Here is a 12,759-nt window from a genome sequence, read left to right on the forward strand (position 1 = left end):
TAAGATTATAATCTTAGTGATCTACAAGTACAAACCCTTTTGCGCTGTTATTTTAAAATAGCTGGAAGCTCAAGGCAAATTATAAGATGATTAGCAAGAAAGGGATAAATACATTCGGCTAAATATAAAAAGCGCAACCTACAAAAGTTGCGCCACACAAGCCCGCAAGCCGAGCCTTTCAACGCTATAGAAAGAACAATAAGCGCGAACGCTTAGCACGAGTGGTTTTGCGCTTACTATTCGCATATTTCTGGAAGTGAAATTCTTCTACTAGAGTGGCAATGGTGCAATCGCTTGCCCATTCTTGTAACACGTTCGATAGGTAATCTTCGATAGGCTTACCGCTGGCTTTTTCTATAACCAGTAATTGCGGCGCGGTTTTCGGATAGTCGGAAGTGCATAGCACCTTTAACAAATAGTCTGGACAATCACGCGGTTCTATTTCAAAATTTACCGCTTTTTGACCGACTTCAAGCTTGATTATTTTATGTCCGCCATTCAGCAGTGAAGTTCTCTCAAAAAAAATAAGCTGCTCATCATCCCTAAAATCTTCGGATGCATTTCTATAGCGATTATAGTCATTAAACGAATTATTGCTATCAATATACCCAATCATAATCTTACCCCAGTTTTCCCAACTTAATTGCGGCAACAAAATTTATCGACCATTTATAGGGTCGCTGCCGGAAATATTTATTTAGGTTTTAAGAAATTGTCTTGCCATTATTATAGCCAGAATGTAATTGATTGTTTATTACAGTTTTGTAGGATAGAAAATATCATACATTCTCTAAATATTCACGAGACTCAATCTTGCAGAGTGGTATAATATTTGTCTAAGTATTTTAGTGAAATATTGCACAATTTATGGAATGAAATTCAATGTATTATAGATTTGGTAAATTTATTTACAGGAAACGCTGGTGGTTTGTGGGGTTCTGGCTGGTGGTGGTTGCCACCTCATTGCCTTTTACCGCCAGAGTTATCGAACCACTCAAGATTGGCGGGTTTTCAGACCCTACCACTGAAAGTGCCCGCAGCGCACAATTGCTGGCTGACAAATTAAACTACAGCGCCAGTAGTATCATCCTGATGTTTGAAAGTGACACACTCAACGCCAGAGACCCGCGCTTTATCCAAGAAGCGCAATACGCCGTTTCTGAGTTAAAACAGAAATTTAGCCTGCCGATTGACCTAATAGATTTCGTATCCAATCCGCGCCAAGTTTCTAATGATGGCAAAACCGCTTATATTCTGGTGCGGGTAAGTTCGGATGGAGAAGCCGCCGCCAAAGCTCTACCCGAATTCAAAAACGCGCTCAAGCAACCCCCAACTCTGAAAATGCAAGTGGGAGGCGGACCTGCCTATTACGCCGATGTTGAAAAAGTGAGCCAGAGCGACCTCTACCGCGCGGAAGTCGTGGCTATCCCCATAGCAATAGTAGCGTTGCTGTTCGTTTTCGGGTCGGTAATAGCTGCCGCGCTTCCGGTGCTGGTGGGTGGTATGGGCGTAGTGGTGATTCTGGCATCGCTTTTCGGAATAGCACACCTGACCGAACTATCAATCTTTACCCTGAATCTAGCAACTCTCTTAGGATTGGGGTTAGGGTTGGATTATGCGCTATTCCTAACCAGCCGTTTCCGAGAAGAAATTTTTCGGGGCAGAAGCGCCGAAGAAGCGGTTGCTATTACCCTTGCTACCGCCGGGCAAGCGGTTACCTATAGCGGTTTAACGGTTCTAATCGGCTTGTGCGCTTTGTTCGTGTTTCGCATCAATCTGCTGGTTTCGGTGGCTATCGGCGGGATAGTGGTGGTATTCGTCTCGGTTATGGCGGCAATCACGCTGCTCCCCGCAATTCTCGCCATCATCGGCACGCGCATAAATGCCCTTCCGGTATCAGGGCTGGCGAAACGGCGGCGAAAGCTTGCGCAACAGCCCGCTGAACAGCTTACTGAACAGCTTGCTGAGCAATCGGGTTTTTGGGCTAAGTTATCGCGTCTGGTAATGCGCCGCCCTATCCTGATTTTTGTTGCAACCCTTAGCGGTTTGCTGATACTGGGCATACCCTTCCTGAGCGTAATTTTTAACAGCCCTGACCCTTCTATCTTGCCCGATAGCGTACAAAGCCGCCAAGTTTTTGATACGCTGCGAAAAGATTTCAACGAGAACGAGGCAAACCCAATCCTGATTACGGTACAAACTCCGAAGGGCAATATCCTTGAACCGGGTAATATTTACTACCTATATGAGTTTGCCAACCTGATAAAGCAAGACCCGCGCGTTGACCGAGTAGATAGCATTGTTACAGTTGAGCCGCGCCTAAATCGTGAGCAATACCAGATTATCTACGCCAATGTGGACGCAATCCGCGACACTTTCTTGCGAGATTACGCCGCCCAATTTGCAAAGGGCGATACCACGCTGATTTCGGTTTATAGCAAGTTCCCTTCTAATTCGCCGGAAAGCCGCGCCTTGGTAGAAAAAATCCGCAATAGCCAAATCGGCAACGGGATGAGCATAATGGTGTCAGGCTCTACCGCAGGCGTAATTGACGTAGTAAACAGCTTGTACGGGGCTTTCCCCTTTGCCGCCCTATTCATCGTCATTGCCACCTATACGGTGCTGGTGCTGCTTTTCCGCTCGGTGGTGCTGCCGCTCAAAGCGATTGTGATGAATGCGCTGAGCATTGTCGCCAGCTACGGGATGCTGGTGTTTGTCTTTCAAGAGGGTAACTTTAGCAATATCCTGAACTTCAAGCCCCTCAACTTTATCGAACCGACTATTCCCATCATCATGTTCTGCGTTCTGTTCGGGCTTTCGATGGATTACGAAGTATTCTTGCTGAGTCGTATCAAGGAAAGTTGGGAAAACACCGGAGATAATGCCGCCAGTGTTGCGCTTGGTATGCAACGCAGCGGACGGATTATAACCAGCGCAGCGTTGATTGTGGTGCTGGTATCGCTCTCTTTCGTTACCGCCGACATGGTTTTGGTGAAAATGCTAGGGTTGGGCGTTGCAATAGCGGTTGGCGTAGATGCTACAATAGTAAGAGCGTTACTTGTTCCGGCTACCATGCAATTGCTAGGAAAATGGAATTGGTACGCCCCTAAAAGGCTGCTAAAAATCCTGCCCCATACCAAACTCGAAGCAGGAGATTTCGAGCCTATTCTTGGCAATCAAGATAAATTGCCGCTGGTTAAGTAATAAAACGAAGCTAAAACCGGGCGCATCGGAATGCGCCCCTACCCCGAACGGGGGGATACCCGCACTACATCCGAACGAGGCGGTTTTAATTCGTAGGGGCGTATTTGAATACGCCCTTCAAGGAATCCGAGCGGGGTTCTCAGGGGTGCAACCCCTGTGCGGGGTCGCAAGGGGTGTCCCCTTGAACTCCTCTCTCCTATTTCCCCCTTGAGGGGGGTAGGGGGTGAATAGTTACTAAATTGTTAATCTTTAATAAGCCCGTACCTGAATCCAAAGCGTTAAAATCATAATAACCGGGGATTTTATCTATCCCCGATATATAAACGGAATTATAGAAATGAAAACCCTAAAATATAAAATAACCTTGCTCTTAGTTTTAGTTATGTCAAGCTTATTGCTGGCAGCGTGTGGCGATAGCGCCCCTACTAAAGAAGCCTTCCCAAGCCCTTCCACCAATGCCAAAGCCTCCGAGATTCCGGTCGGCACGCCCGGACCCGTTCCCGGTACGGTGGTAAAGTTTCCCGAAGATGAAGCGCCGCACAATGTGATGACCGAATGGTGGTACTACACCGGGCGGCTCAAAACCGCCGATGGGCAGCAATACGGGGTGGAGTTCGTAATCTTTCAGGGGTTGCGCGCCAATTTCCCGGCGGCTTACGCTTCTCACTTCTCCATAACCGATGTGCAATCCGGCGCATTCAAATATGATCAGCGCATCAGCATTTCAGACTCCTTTAAAGCGGGTGGCACCGAAGGCTTCAACCTTAAAGTTACTGCCCCACAAAAAGCGGATTGGACGATGCAAGGAGTGAGCGGAAAAGACAACCTGAAAGCCGCGATGGATGATGGCAGCTACGCCATAGACCTAACCGTAAATGATACGACCGGAATAGCGTTACACGGTGGGGGGCAATTTTCCTACGGACCGGCAGGCGCATCCTATTACTACTCACGCCCTCGCATGTCGGTGAGCGGCACAATCAGCGTGGGCGGCACAGCCAAGCAAATTGCAAGCGGGCAAATCTGGTTCGATAAGCAGTGGGGTAACTTCCTACCGCTGGCAGGGGGCTGGGATTGGTTTAGCACTCAGCTTAACGATGGCAGCGAGATGATGTTCTATAACCTCCGCGACAAAAACAATAGTCTGATTCAAGTATTTGGAACCTATGTCCCGCCCTGCAACGGCGCATGCACTCCCAACCAGCCGCGCAAAATCTACGACCTTGAAACCAGCGACCTGACCATTAAAGCTAACGGCGAATGGGTAAGCAGCGTGACCGGAGTAAAATGGCCCAGCGGTTGGACAATCAGCGTGAAAGAGAAGCCCGGTATCCCCGCTATGACCCTTAATTACAAGCCGGTAATCCAGAATCAGGAACTTGACACCCGTAAAACTACTGCGGTAGTCTATTGGGAAGGCGACACTGATATAAGCGGTACGAAGGACGGTAAGCCCATTGCCGGTTCTGGCTATGTTGAACTTACCGGCTATGATATAGGCACTACAAATAAGTAATAACGAGGAAATATTTTGTTGAAGTATATTTATTACCACAGACACGGACAAACCAGCATTTCAGCAGTAAACGGCTCATACGGCAATAATCAATATCGGGTTATGCTGACCGAACGCGGAATACAAGAGTCGGTGATGTTGGGGCATGGGTTGGCGCAACATGCCCCGTTCGGGCTTTACCTTACTTCCCCTCTGCCGCGGGCGGTGCAAACTGCCACGTTGGTAAGTCGCCAGATCGGGCAAGTCGAAATGAAAGGCGAACCCGCGCTGAGCGAACCAATCAATGAGCAACCGCGTGAAGTTTGGAAGCGCGTAACCAATCTGGCAGAAGAGTTGTTAAAAAGCCCTCACCAAAAAGTGCTGCTTTCCACTCATGGCTATATCTTCTATTGCCTTACCACCTACTTCAAGGGCATGGAGTTGGGCGACCTGAAACACTTCGTCAATCCTCCTACAGGAGCTTTTGCATGGGTTGCGTTGGAAAAGGGCAAAGTGGTAGAGGCTAACTGGGAGTGCAAAGATCATCTGGAAACGCGCGAACATTTACCGGTGCTTTAATACGGGATTCTCAGCATAGGCTTATAGTTAAATCTTTCACAGGTTAAATTCAGGCAGCCGATATAAAATAGCAATTCCCTGCTATAATAACCATTCGATAAATACATTTTACACTTAGATGGAGACTCTATGGTAGAAGAATACCTGCCGTTTTTTGTATATGGTACATTAAGACCGCGCGACTACAACTACATGATTTTTTTGCAAAAGCGCACGGAAAAAGAAGAAACCGGATTTACGCTTGAAGGCATTGAATTATACGACCTCGGCGCATACCCAATGGTACGAGAAGTCCAAGACAAAAACAAAGTTGTTACAGGCGATCTAATAACTGTTCCGGTAGACATTTACCCGGATGTATTGGCAAATATAGATATGTTAGAAGATTACATGCCCGGTCGTGAAGATAATCATTATTGTCGTGAAATTAGAGAAGTAAAAGGAGCGGATGGCTCAAGCCGGAGAGCTTGGATTTACATGGGGGATGAGGTATATTTCAAAAACCTTACACCAAGCCCTGTTCTGATAGAGCATGGTGATTGGCTGCTTTGGAAGCAGAGCAAGTAAAGAAATAAAAAAAGGCGGGTAGCTAACCCGCCCGTCTTTTTTAATAGCGAGGGTAAGTCGGTCTATTTGAACTGAGAAGCCGAGAAAGCCCAATTACCGCCATCGCCCCGATAGTTGAGAAAACTATACTACCAATCAGATTATTATCCAGTCCACCCAACCTGAACACCGAAAGTGCAAAGCCGCTGAGTACCGAACCGAGTAAACCATAAACCAGATTCGCAATTAAATCTCCGGTTCTACCTTTCATCAGGTAGTTAGCCAAGAATCCGGCGATCAAACCGATAAGCAGCCAGCCAGCCAGCGAAAATGCCAGTGACATCACCACGGATAATACCGCAAAACCGATTATAATAAGGATAACCGCTAGGATTAAACCGCCCATTTTCATAACCTCCCCGACAACCCCTAGGCTGTCGTCTTAAATAATCAAATAACTCTTATATACATACGCACTTTTTTTTATTTTGTTGCGTACTGCCTTCAAGTTTTCAGACACAGCAATTGATTTATATGTTTCATAGCTCGATTTAAAAGTTTGTATGAAAAATAAAAATCGACCCTGCTACAGGTCGATTAAACTTAATAACCCGGAAAGCTCAGAGCAATTAAGCGAGTGGGAATCTTAGCTGTTCTGACAAGCAGGGCAATATCCTAGAAACATGACTTCATTGCCGATTAACTTATACCCGTGCAATTCTTCGGGTGAAACATGCAGAGTGGGATATGTGGTAGAGATATCTTCGAGCCGACCACAAGGCAGATATTCACCATTTGTGCCAACTTTAAAGCCGATGCATTTAAGATGGCTGTGAGGATCGGTGCGCGGGTCAAAACGGCTACTATCCCCATCTACCTGTATCTCAAGCAAGAAACGAGACTCGACCAATTCTCGAAGGGTTTTATAGACAGTTGCTAGGGAAATATCTGGAATAACTGCTCTCACATCATTATAGATATCCTCAGCAGTAGGGTGAGTAGTCTTACCCTCCAACGCTTTATAAATCAGGCGGCGTTGTGGGGTAACTTTCTTTCCATTTTCGCGTAATTTTTGACAGATATCTTCAGCAATGAACATCTAACTACTTCCCCTCGAATCAAATATACAAACATTTAAACAGGCTAGATTATACATTTACCTATCGTTACTAATTAAGAATCATTCTTAGTATTGGGGAATTATATCCCCTGACTGTTTCTAAGTCAATAGTGACCAAAACAATATTACAAGGCAGTTGCAAGAGCGGAAAGGGAGTGCAGCGGGAACGCCTGCCGGGGTCGCAAGGGATGTCCCCTTGAACTCACTCTCTCCTCCACCTCCGGTTCTTGCCTTAAAATGGGTTCTTGCAACAACCCTGAACAATATTATTTCGCAGTTATATAATTAAAAGAGAAATGAATTTGAAAAGAACTATTTTTATTTTGTTGCATTTTTAGTAGAATTAGATCAATCAATTGATTTAACTTCTAATGAAATACTTGAACACTTGGAACTATTTACTCCTAATGAATGAATCACAAGATATCAGCAATAGCCCTGACAATTTAACAAGGCACAAGCAAGCAGAACTCGAAAAGAGCAGATTGCGCTTTCGGATTGCAATTTCAAACGAACTCCGCATATCGGCTGCTCGGATTGCACATTTGTGTGAGACATTACTTACTTTCGAGGATGACCCTAGCCTGCTATTTGCAATTTCAGATTTGCATAATATTCGCGATGCCAGTAAACATTTGCAGCAACAAATCAGAAGTGGGCTAAATCCACAAACAATGATGACTAATCCTCCCGATTTAGGGTTATTAAGGCACGAACTACGAAATCCCCTCAATCAGATAATCGGCTACAGTGAAATGCTGGAAGAAGAAGCCGAAGACCGGGGTGCTTTGCAGTGGATTGAGGAGTTCCAGCGGTTACAGATAGCCGCTAATCAAACGCTTTTGCTGATAAATGACAATCTTACCCAAGCTCGTTTCGATTGTGTTGATCCTGACACTGACTTACGCGCTTTCGGTACAAACAGGTTAGATAGAACCACCGGAAAGCTAGAAATTAAGCAACCCGGTAATATACTGTTGGTGGACGACAGCGCAATGAACCGTGATATGCTATCCAGAAGGCTAAGGCGGCAAGGTTATAACGTGCAACTGGCTTCTGATGGCTTGGAAGCCCTTGAAAAAGCTAAGAAAGGTATCTTTGACCTTATATTGCTCGATATTGTAATGCCGGAAATGGATGGTTATCAAACACTCGAAAAACTAAAGTCTAATCCTGCCCTTAGCGATATTCCGGTGCTAATGATTTCCGCCCTTGATGACACTGAAAGCATTGTAAAATGCATTGAAATGGGCGCAGTTGATTATCTTCCAAAGCCTTTTGACCCGGTGATTTTAAAAGCGCGCATTGGCTCTAGTCTCGAAAAGAAACGCTTGCGAGATCAGGAAGTGGAATACTTGAGACAAGTAGCAAAAATCACTACGGCTGCGGCTGCCGTTGAAAATAACAATTACAGGCACGAGTATCTGAACGAAATAGCCAGCCGAGAAGATGAACTAGGGCAACTTGCCAGAGTTTTCCAGAAAATGGCGCATGAAATTTATGCGCGTGAAGAACGGCTACGCCAATTGGTGGAAGAACTAAAAATCGAAGTGGATGAGGCAAAAAAAGCGCGACAAGTGGCAGCAATTACAGAAAATGATTACTTTCAAAAATTGAAAGAGCGGGCGCAAGAATTAAGGGAAAGAAACAGTAGGGCAATCGAGGAAAACTAGTAATGCCAAGAACGGTGTCCGTTCATTCATTTCGAGGCGGTACGGGAAAATCTAATCTGACGGCTAATTTGGCGGCGATTCTTGCAGCATCTGGAAAGCGGGTTGCAATAGTTGATACCGATATTCAATCGCCCGGAGTTCATGTCATTTTCGACTTGGATAAAAATTCTACTAACCTTACTTTAAATGATTACCTGTGGGGTCGTTGCAGGATAGATGAATGTGTTTACGATGTGAGCGCGATCCTTCAAGATACCGCTTGTCCCATTTCACAGCAAGGGGCAATTTACCTTGTGCCATCCAGCATTAAAACCGGACAAATAACCCGTATTCTTAGCGAAGGATATGAGATTGGTTTGTTGAATAATGGGCTTCAGGACATCAAACACCGCTTTAAGCTTGATTATTTATTCATAGATACCCACCCCGGCTTGAATGAAGAAACATTGCTGTCGATTGCAATCTCAGATTTGCTGGTTATTGTCCTTCGTCCCGACAAGCAAGATTATCAGGGAACAGCGGTAACCGTAGAAGTAGCGCGAAAACTGAGCGTACCCAATATGATTTTAGTTGTGAACAAAGCGCTACCAGCCCTTGATTTTAATAGCCTTTCACAACTTGTCAGTGATACTTTTCAGGTTCCGGTAGCAGCGGTATTGCCTTTATGCGAGGATATGGTTCAATTAGGCAGCAGCGCGGTGTTCAGCCTGCGCTTTCCCGATCACCCTTTTAGCCACAAGCTCAAGGATATTGCCGAACTACTGGTCTAAATAAGCTTGCCCCTATAACTCCAGCGTCATGCCATCTCTGGCAGCCACAATCTTAAGGTCATTAAAGCCTATCGCTTGTCTGCGCTGATTAGCCAACTCTAGTAACAAGTCAATAGTGTCATCATCATTAGAGGGGTCATGGTGGTACAAAACCAGTTTTTTGACCCCCGCTCTGGCTGCGGTATCGACTGCTACTTCGGGCGAGCTATGACCCCACCCAATTTTATTGGCTAACTGGGCAGAGGTGAATTGGGCATCATGGATTAATATATCGGCGTTGTGGGCGAGTTCTAACAAATTAACGTCAATAATATCGTCCCCCATTAGTTCGTTTGGCTTCGGTTGAGGCAAACTTAGCGGCTCATGGTCAGTGGCGAAAACAATACTTCGGTTATTAAGTTCAACTCGATAAGCAGCGCTAGGTATAGGATGTTTGAGCAACTTTCCGGTAATTTGCGCGCCATCCAGAAAATAAGTCCCATTTTTCATGGAAAAGAAGTTAAGCTCGGAGGGTAGAGAGTGCAGGCTGACCGGAAAATAGATTTGCTCCATCTGACGTGCCATTATGCTCATTAGCGTTTGCGAACAACTGCTCCAGCCAAGCGTATTGAAGCGATTTCCCGGTTTAAAGACCGGACTAAAAAAAGGAAAGCCTTGAATGTGATCCCAATGAGTATGGCTAAGAAAAATATAGCCATCAACCTGCTCTTTCCCCGAAACTTCCAGCCACGCATCCGAAATTAAATAATTACCGAGTTCTCTCGCGCCAGAACCGCAATCAAAAATAAATAAATGCCCGGTATCGCTGGTTAAGCTGACACAACTGGTATTACCGCCATAACGTTGGTAATCTATTCCTGAAACGGGAATAGAACCGCGCGTACCCCAGAACCGCACCTGCAATTTGGTAGGGCTAGCAAGGGGCGTATCCCGCTCAATTTGCATAGCTTTACGCCGTTCGCTGCGCCATTTCTCAATACCATCGGTATAACCACTCCAGCCTCTTACCAAATTTAAAGCGTATTCGAATTCAGTCATAGAACGGGGTTTGTTAATCTCTGCCTCAATGCCGACCCATTGCACATAACCTTCCACATCAATTAATACTGTTGCCCTTTTGCATTGGTTATCGGCATTTAACAAACCGTAGGATGCTGCTAAGCTATTGTCAGGGTCACTGATTAAAACGATTTGTTCCAACCCAACCTGATGGGCAAAAGCATTATGCGAGGCTACGCTATCTTTACTTATACCAAAAGTTTTAAGTTTTATATTCCCGCTGAGCTTAATCATTTCTTCCAATAAGGGCAACTCATCGCTGCAAACGTCACTCCAATCTGCCCGATAGAAAATGAGCAAAATTGCGGTATTGCTTAGATAATCACCTAGATTGATTTCACCGGACGTACTCTGCGCTATCCAGATGGGTGATTTTTCACCTGCCTTTATTTGGGTTTTATTTATATTTTGTGATTCCATAATTAGGTTTTCTACTACACGTACAAATAAAAATGTAATTAATTGATTGCCCTAAATCATTATACGGCAATATGTCCAATAATAGGCAACGCCAACGTTATAATATTAGTGTGAGATTAAAAAAGCCGGTTTGGTAACACCGGCTGTAATTATTAGTGTCATTTTATTTCCCGGATAATGCACGCTCTTTTATACGCTGTTGTTGATATTTTTTATGCTCACGCTTAATTTCCAGATGCCACCACAGCGTTATAAGATTAACGGCGGTTCGCCACAGTCGAGGGAAATTAAAAAATTGGCTTTTACCGTAGGCGCGGTGGAAATGGTGAACCGGCACTTCGACAAAGGTAAAACCCGCATCTTGTAGCTTTTTAACCAATTCGAGCGCAATTGTACCGCTATTACTGGTCAGTTCAATATCTTCAAAACAACTGCGCCGTATCAGGCGGAAATCACAATCGGTATCGCTAATCTTCAGTCCGAAAAGAAACTTAACCGTCAAGTGATAAACCCGTCCAATGATAACCCGATGCAAGGGGTCACTGCGAGAAATCTTGAAGCCGTTGACAACATCAACTTCTGGAGTCATCTTTTCGAGCAACAGTTCCAGTTCGTGAGGGTCGTATTGAGCGTCGCCATCGGTATAAAAAACAAGGTCTTTGGTGGCAGAAGCGAAACCGCTCTTTAGCGCGCCACCATAACCTCGGTTCTTTTTATGATGAATGATACGCACATGTTCGGGATAGGTTCTACTCAATTCATCGAGAATCTCAGGGGTATAATCCTTACTACCGTCATTAATCACAATGACTTCATAATCATCGGTCAGTTTGCGGCAGGTAAGCATTGCGGATATAGCCATGCTGGCAATAGTGCCACCGTCATTATATGCAGGGAAAAACACCGATATACTGGGGCGTTCAGCCGAAGAATCGGTTGGCTTAATCTTTTCTATTGTTGCTGTCACAGTTGCTCCAAAGTTTTGTTACTGGTCAATAATCCAAATACAGTTTCTAACTGTTGCACAAATCCTAGTCTTTTTATTATAAAAATTTTAGTGGCAAATGGTCAAGTTTTACAGCTTAAATTTTGATAGCAAATTTGACAGTCGGTACAGAATCCATTTTCAATAACTTTTGGGTGATTAAACCTACCTGTTGGGTATCTCCACTGGTAAAAATAGAAAGACTACCGGGCGTAGATTTCAAATTGAGCAAATGATTGGCATCCAATACCCGATAAGTTTGATTGGCGACTGCTTCTCCACTGTCAATAATCAGAAGTTTATCGCCATAGAGAGACTCAATCAGCGGGCGCAAAAATGGAAAATGGGTACAGCCCAGTACCACAGCATCCGCGCCTTGTGCTACAAGCGGATCAAGATGGTTTTTTAGAAGGGTGCTTGTCTCGGTTGACTCGGTTTTACCAGACTCTACTAGCTCAACCAAACCGGGGGGCGCGCTTATCAAGACCTGTATATCACTTGCAAAGCGTTCAATTACATCTTGTAAAGCCGGAGCACGACTGGTAGCATCGGTGGCAAGCACCCCGACAACACCACTACGGGTGGAATTGGCGGCAGGTTTCACCGCCGGAACCATCCCCACAATCGGTATGTGGGGCAAAAGCTGCCGCAAGAACGCTACAGAATGGGTGCTGGCAGTGTTACAAGCTATTACCAGCGCCTTTGCGCCCCTTTGTAGCAGAATAGTTGCTACCCTTTGTGTAAGGTCGCGAATCTCTTCTGGAGAGCGGATTCCATAGGGGCAATTGGCGCTATCGGCATAATAGAGCAAATCCTCATAAGGTAAAAGCTTTCGGATTTCTCGTAATACGGAAAGACCGCCTACCCCCGAATCCATTATTCCTATTGGGTCGCCAGCATTCGCCATA

Annotated in this window: 12 protein-coding genes; 6 read left to right on the forward strand and 6 right to left on the reverse strand. The window is 45.2% G+C overall.

What is annotated here, in order from left to right; genetic code table 11:
• Positions 1 to 184 precede the first annotated feature (184 nt).
• A complete protein-coding gene (locus OZ401_RS20200) occupies positions 185 to 616 on the reverse strand; it encodes a hypothetical protein (protein ID WP_341470327.1) in 432 nt (143 codons plus the stop codon).
• 266 nt (positions 617 to 882) lie between these two features.
• Between OZ401_RS20200 and OZ401_RS20205 the strand changes: the two genes are divergently transcribed.
• From OZ401_RS20205 to OZ401_RS20220, 4 genes are all read left to right on the forward strand, one after another.
• Positions 883 to 3,204 (forward strand): MMPL family transporter, encoded by a 2,322-nt coding sequence (locus OZ401_RS20205; protein ID WP_341470328.1) that lies wholly within the window; start codon positions 883 to 885, stop codon positions 3,202 to 3,204.
• Between the two features lie 337 nt (positions 3,205 to 3,541).
• On the forward strand, positions 3,542 to 4,720 hold the full coding sequence (locus tag OZ401_RS20210; protein WP_341470329.1) for a lipocalin-like domain-containing protein: 1,179 nt from the start codon (positions 3,542 to 3,544) through the stop codon (positions 4,718 to 4,720).
• 15 nt (positions 4,721 to 4,735) lie between these two features.
• Positions 4,736 to 5,278 carry a phosphoglycerate mutase family protein gene (locus OZ401_RS20215; protein WP_341470330.1) on the forward strand — a complete coding sequence of 181 codons (543 nt, stop codon included), beginning with the start codon at positions 4,736 to 4,738 and terminating at the stop codon, positions 5,276 to 5,278.
• A 129-nt stretch (positions 5,279 to 5,407) separates the two neighbouring features.
• The gene (locus OZ401_RS20220; RefSeq protein WP_341470331.1) at positions 5,408 to 5,845 is read left to right on the forward strand and encodes a gamma-glutamylcyclotransferase family protein; all 438 of its coding nucleotides are present in this window, start codon (positions 5,408 to 5,410) and stop codon (positions 5,843 to 5,845) included.
• 40 nt (positions 5,846 to 5,885) lie between these two features.
• Here the strand turns inward: OZ401_RS20220 and OZ401_RS20225 are convergent, their stop codons facing one another.
• Positions 5,886 to 6,230 carry a GlsB/YeaQ/YmgE family stress response membrane protein gene (locus tag OZ401_RS20225; RefSeq protein ID WP_341470332.1) on the reverse strand — a complete coding sequence of 115 codons (345 nt, stop codon included), beginning with the start codon at positions 6,228 to 6,230 and terminating at the stop codon, positions 5,886 to 5,888.
• Between the two features lie 240 nt (positions 6,231 to 6,470).
• A complete protein-coding gene (locus OZ401_RS20230; RefSeq protein ID WP_341470333.1) occupies positions 6,471 to 6,923 on the reverse strand; it encodes a Fur family transcriptional regulator in 453 nt (150 codons plus the stop codon).
• A 428-nt stretch (positions 6,924 to 7,351) separates the two neighbouring features.
• Here OZ401_RS20230 and OZ401_RS20235 point away from each other — a divergent pair, with 428 nt between their 5' ends.
• On the forward strand, positions 7,352 to 8,617 hold the full coding sequence (locus OZ401_RS20235; protein WP_341470334.1) for a response regulator: 1,266 nt from the start codon (positions 7,352 to 7,354) through the stop codon (positions 8,615 to 8,617).
• Positions 8,618 to 8,619: 2 nt separating this feature from the next.
• Positions 8,620 to 9,387, forward strand: coding sequence for a MinD/ParA family ATP-binding protein (locus OZ401_RS20240; RefSeq protein ID WP_341470335.1), 768 nt, complete (start codon positions 8,620 to 8,622; stop codon positions 9,385 to 9,387).
• A 12-nt stretch (positions 9,388 to 9,399) separates the two neighbouring features.
• Here the strand turns inward: OZ401_RS20240 and OZ401_RS20245 are convergent, their stop codons facing one another.
• From OZ401_RS20245 to murI, 3 genes are all read right to left on the reverse strand, one after another.
• The gene (locus OZ401_RS20245) at positions 9,400 to 10,866 is read right to left on the reverse strand and encodes a redoxin domain-containing protein (RefSeq protein ID WP_341470336.1); all 1,467 of its coding nucleotides are present in this window, start codon (positions 10,864 to 10,866) and stop codon (positions 9,400 to 9,402) included.
• Positions 10,867 to 11,029: 163 nt separating this feature from the next.
• Entirely contained in the window at positions 11,030 to 11,833 is an 804-nt protein-coding gene (locus OZ401_RS20250; RefSeq protein WP_341470337.1) for a glycosyltransferase family 2 protein, read from the reverse strand.
• Positions 11,834 to 11,948: 115 nt separating this feature from the next.
• Positions 11,949 to 12,758, reverse strand: a complete 810-nt coding sequence (murI, locus tag OZ401_RS20255) for a glutamate racemase (RefSeq protein WP_341470338.1) — start codon at positions 12,756 to 12,758, stop codon at positions 11,949 to 11,951.
• Position 12,759: the final 1 nt, after the last annotated feature.

It is taken from the genome of Candidatus Chlorohelix allophototropha, from assembly GCF_030389965.1.
GTDB lineage: Bacteria > Chloroflexota > Chloroflexia > Chloroheliales > Chloroheliaceae > Chlorohelix > Chlorohelix allophototropha.

What these genes read in the sequence shown, in the direction of transcription:
- OZ401_RS20200 (WP_341470327.1), bottom strand. Translation starts at nt 616, where the DNA reads ATGATTGGGTATATTGATAGCAATAATTCGTTTAATGACTATAATCGC.
- OZ401_RS20205 (WP_341470328.1), top strand. Translation starts at nt 883, where the DNA reads ATGTATTATAGATTTGGTAAATTTATTTACAGGAAACGCTGGTGGTTT.
- OZ401_RS20210 (WP_341470329.1), top strand. Translation starts at nt 3,542, where the DNA reads ATGAAAACCCTAAAATATAAAATAACCTTGCTCTTAGTTTTAGTTATG.
- OZ401_RS20220 (WP_341470331.1), top strand. Translation starts at nt 5,408, where the DNA reads ATGGTAGAAGAATACCTGCCGTTTTTTGTATATGGTACATTAAGACCG.
- OZ401_RS20225 (WP_341470332.1), bottom strand. Translation starts at nt 6,230, where the DNA reads ATGGGCGGTTTAATCCTAGCGGTTATCCTTATTATAATCGGTTTTGCG.
- OZ401_RS20230 (WP_341470333.1), bottom strand. Translation starts at nt 6,923, where the DNA reads ATGTTCATTGCTGAAGATATCTGTCAAAAATTACGCGAAAATGGAAAG.
- OZ401_RS20235 (WP_341470334.1), top strand. Translation starts at nt 7,352, where the DNA reads ATGAATGAATCACAAGATATCAGCAATAGCCCTGACAATTTAACAAGG.
- OZ401_RS20240 (WP_341470335.1), top strand. Translation starts at nt 8,620, where the DNA reads ATGCCAAGAACGGTGTCCGTTCATTCATTTCGAGGCGGTACGGGAAAA.
- OZ401_RS20245 (WP_341470336.1), bottom strand. Translation starts at nt 10,866, where the DNA reads ATGGAATCACAAAATATAAATAAAACCCAAATAAAGGCAGGTGAAAAA.
- murI (WP_341470338.1), bottom strand. Translation starts at nt 12,758, where the DNA reads ATGGCGAATGCTGGCGACCCAATAGGAATAATGGATTCGGGGGTAGGC.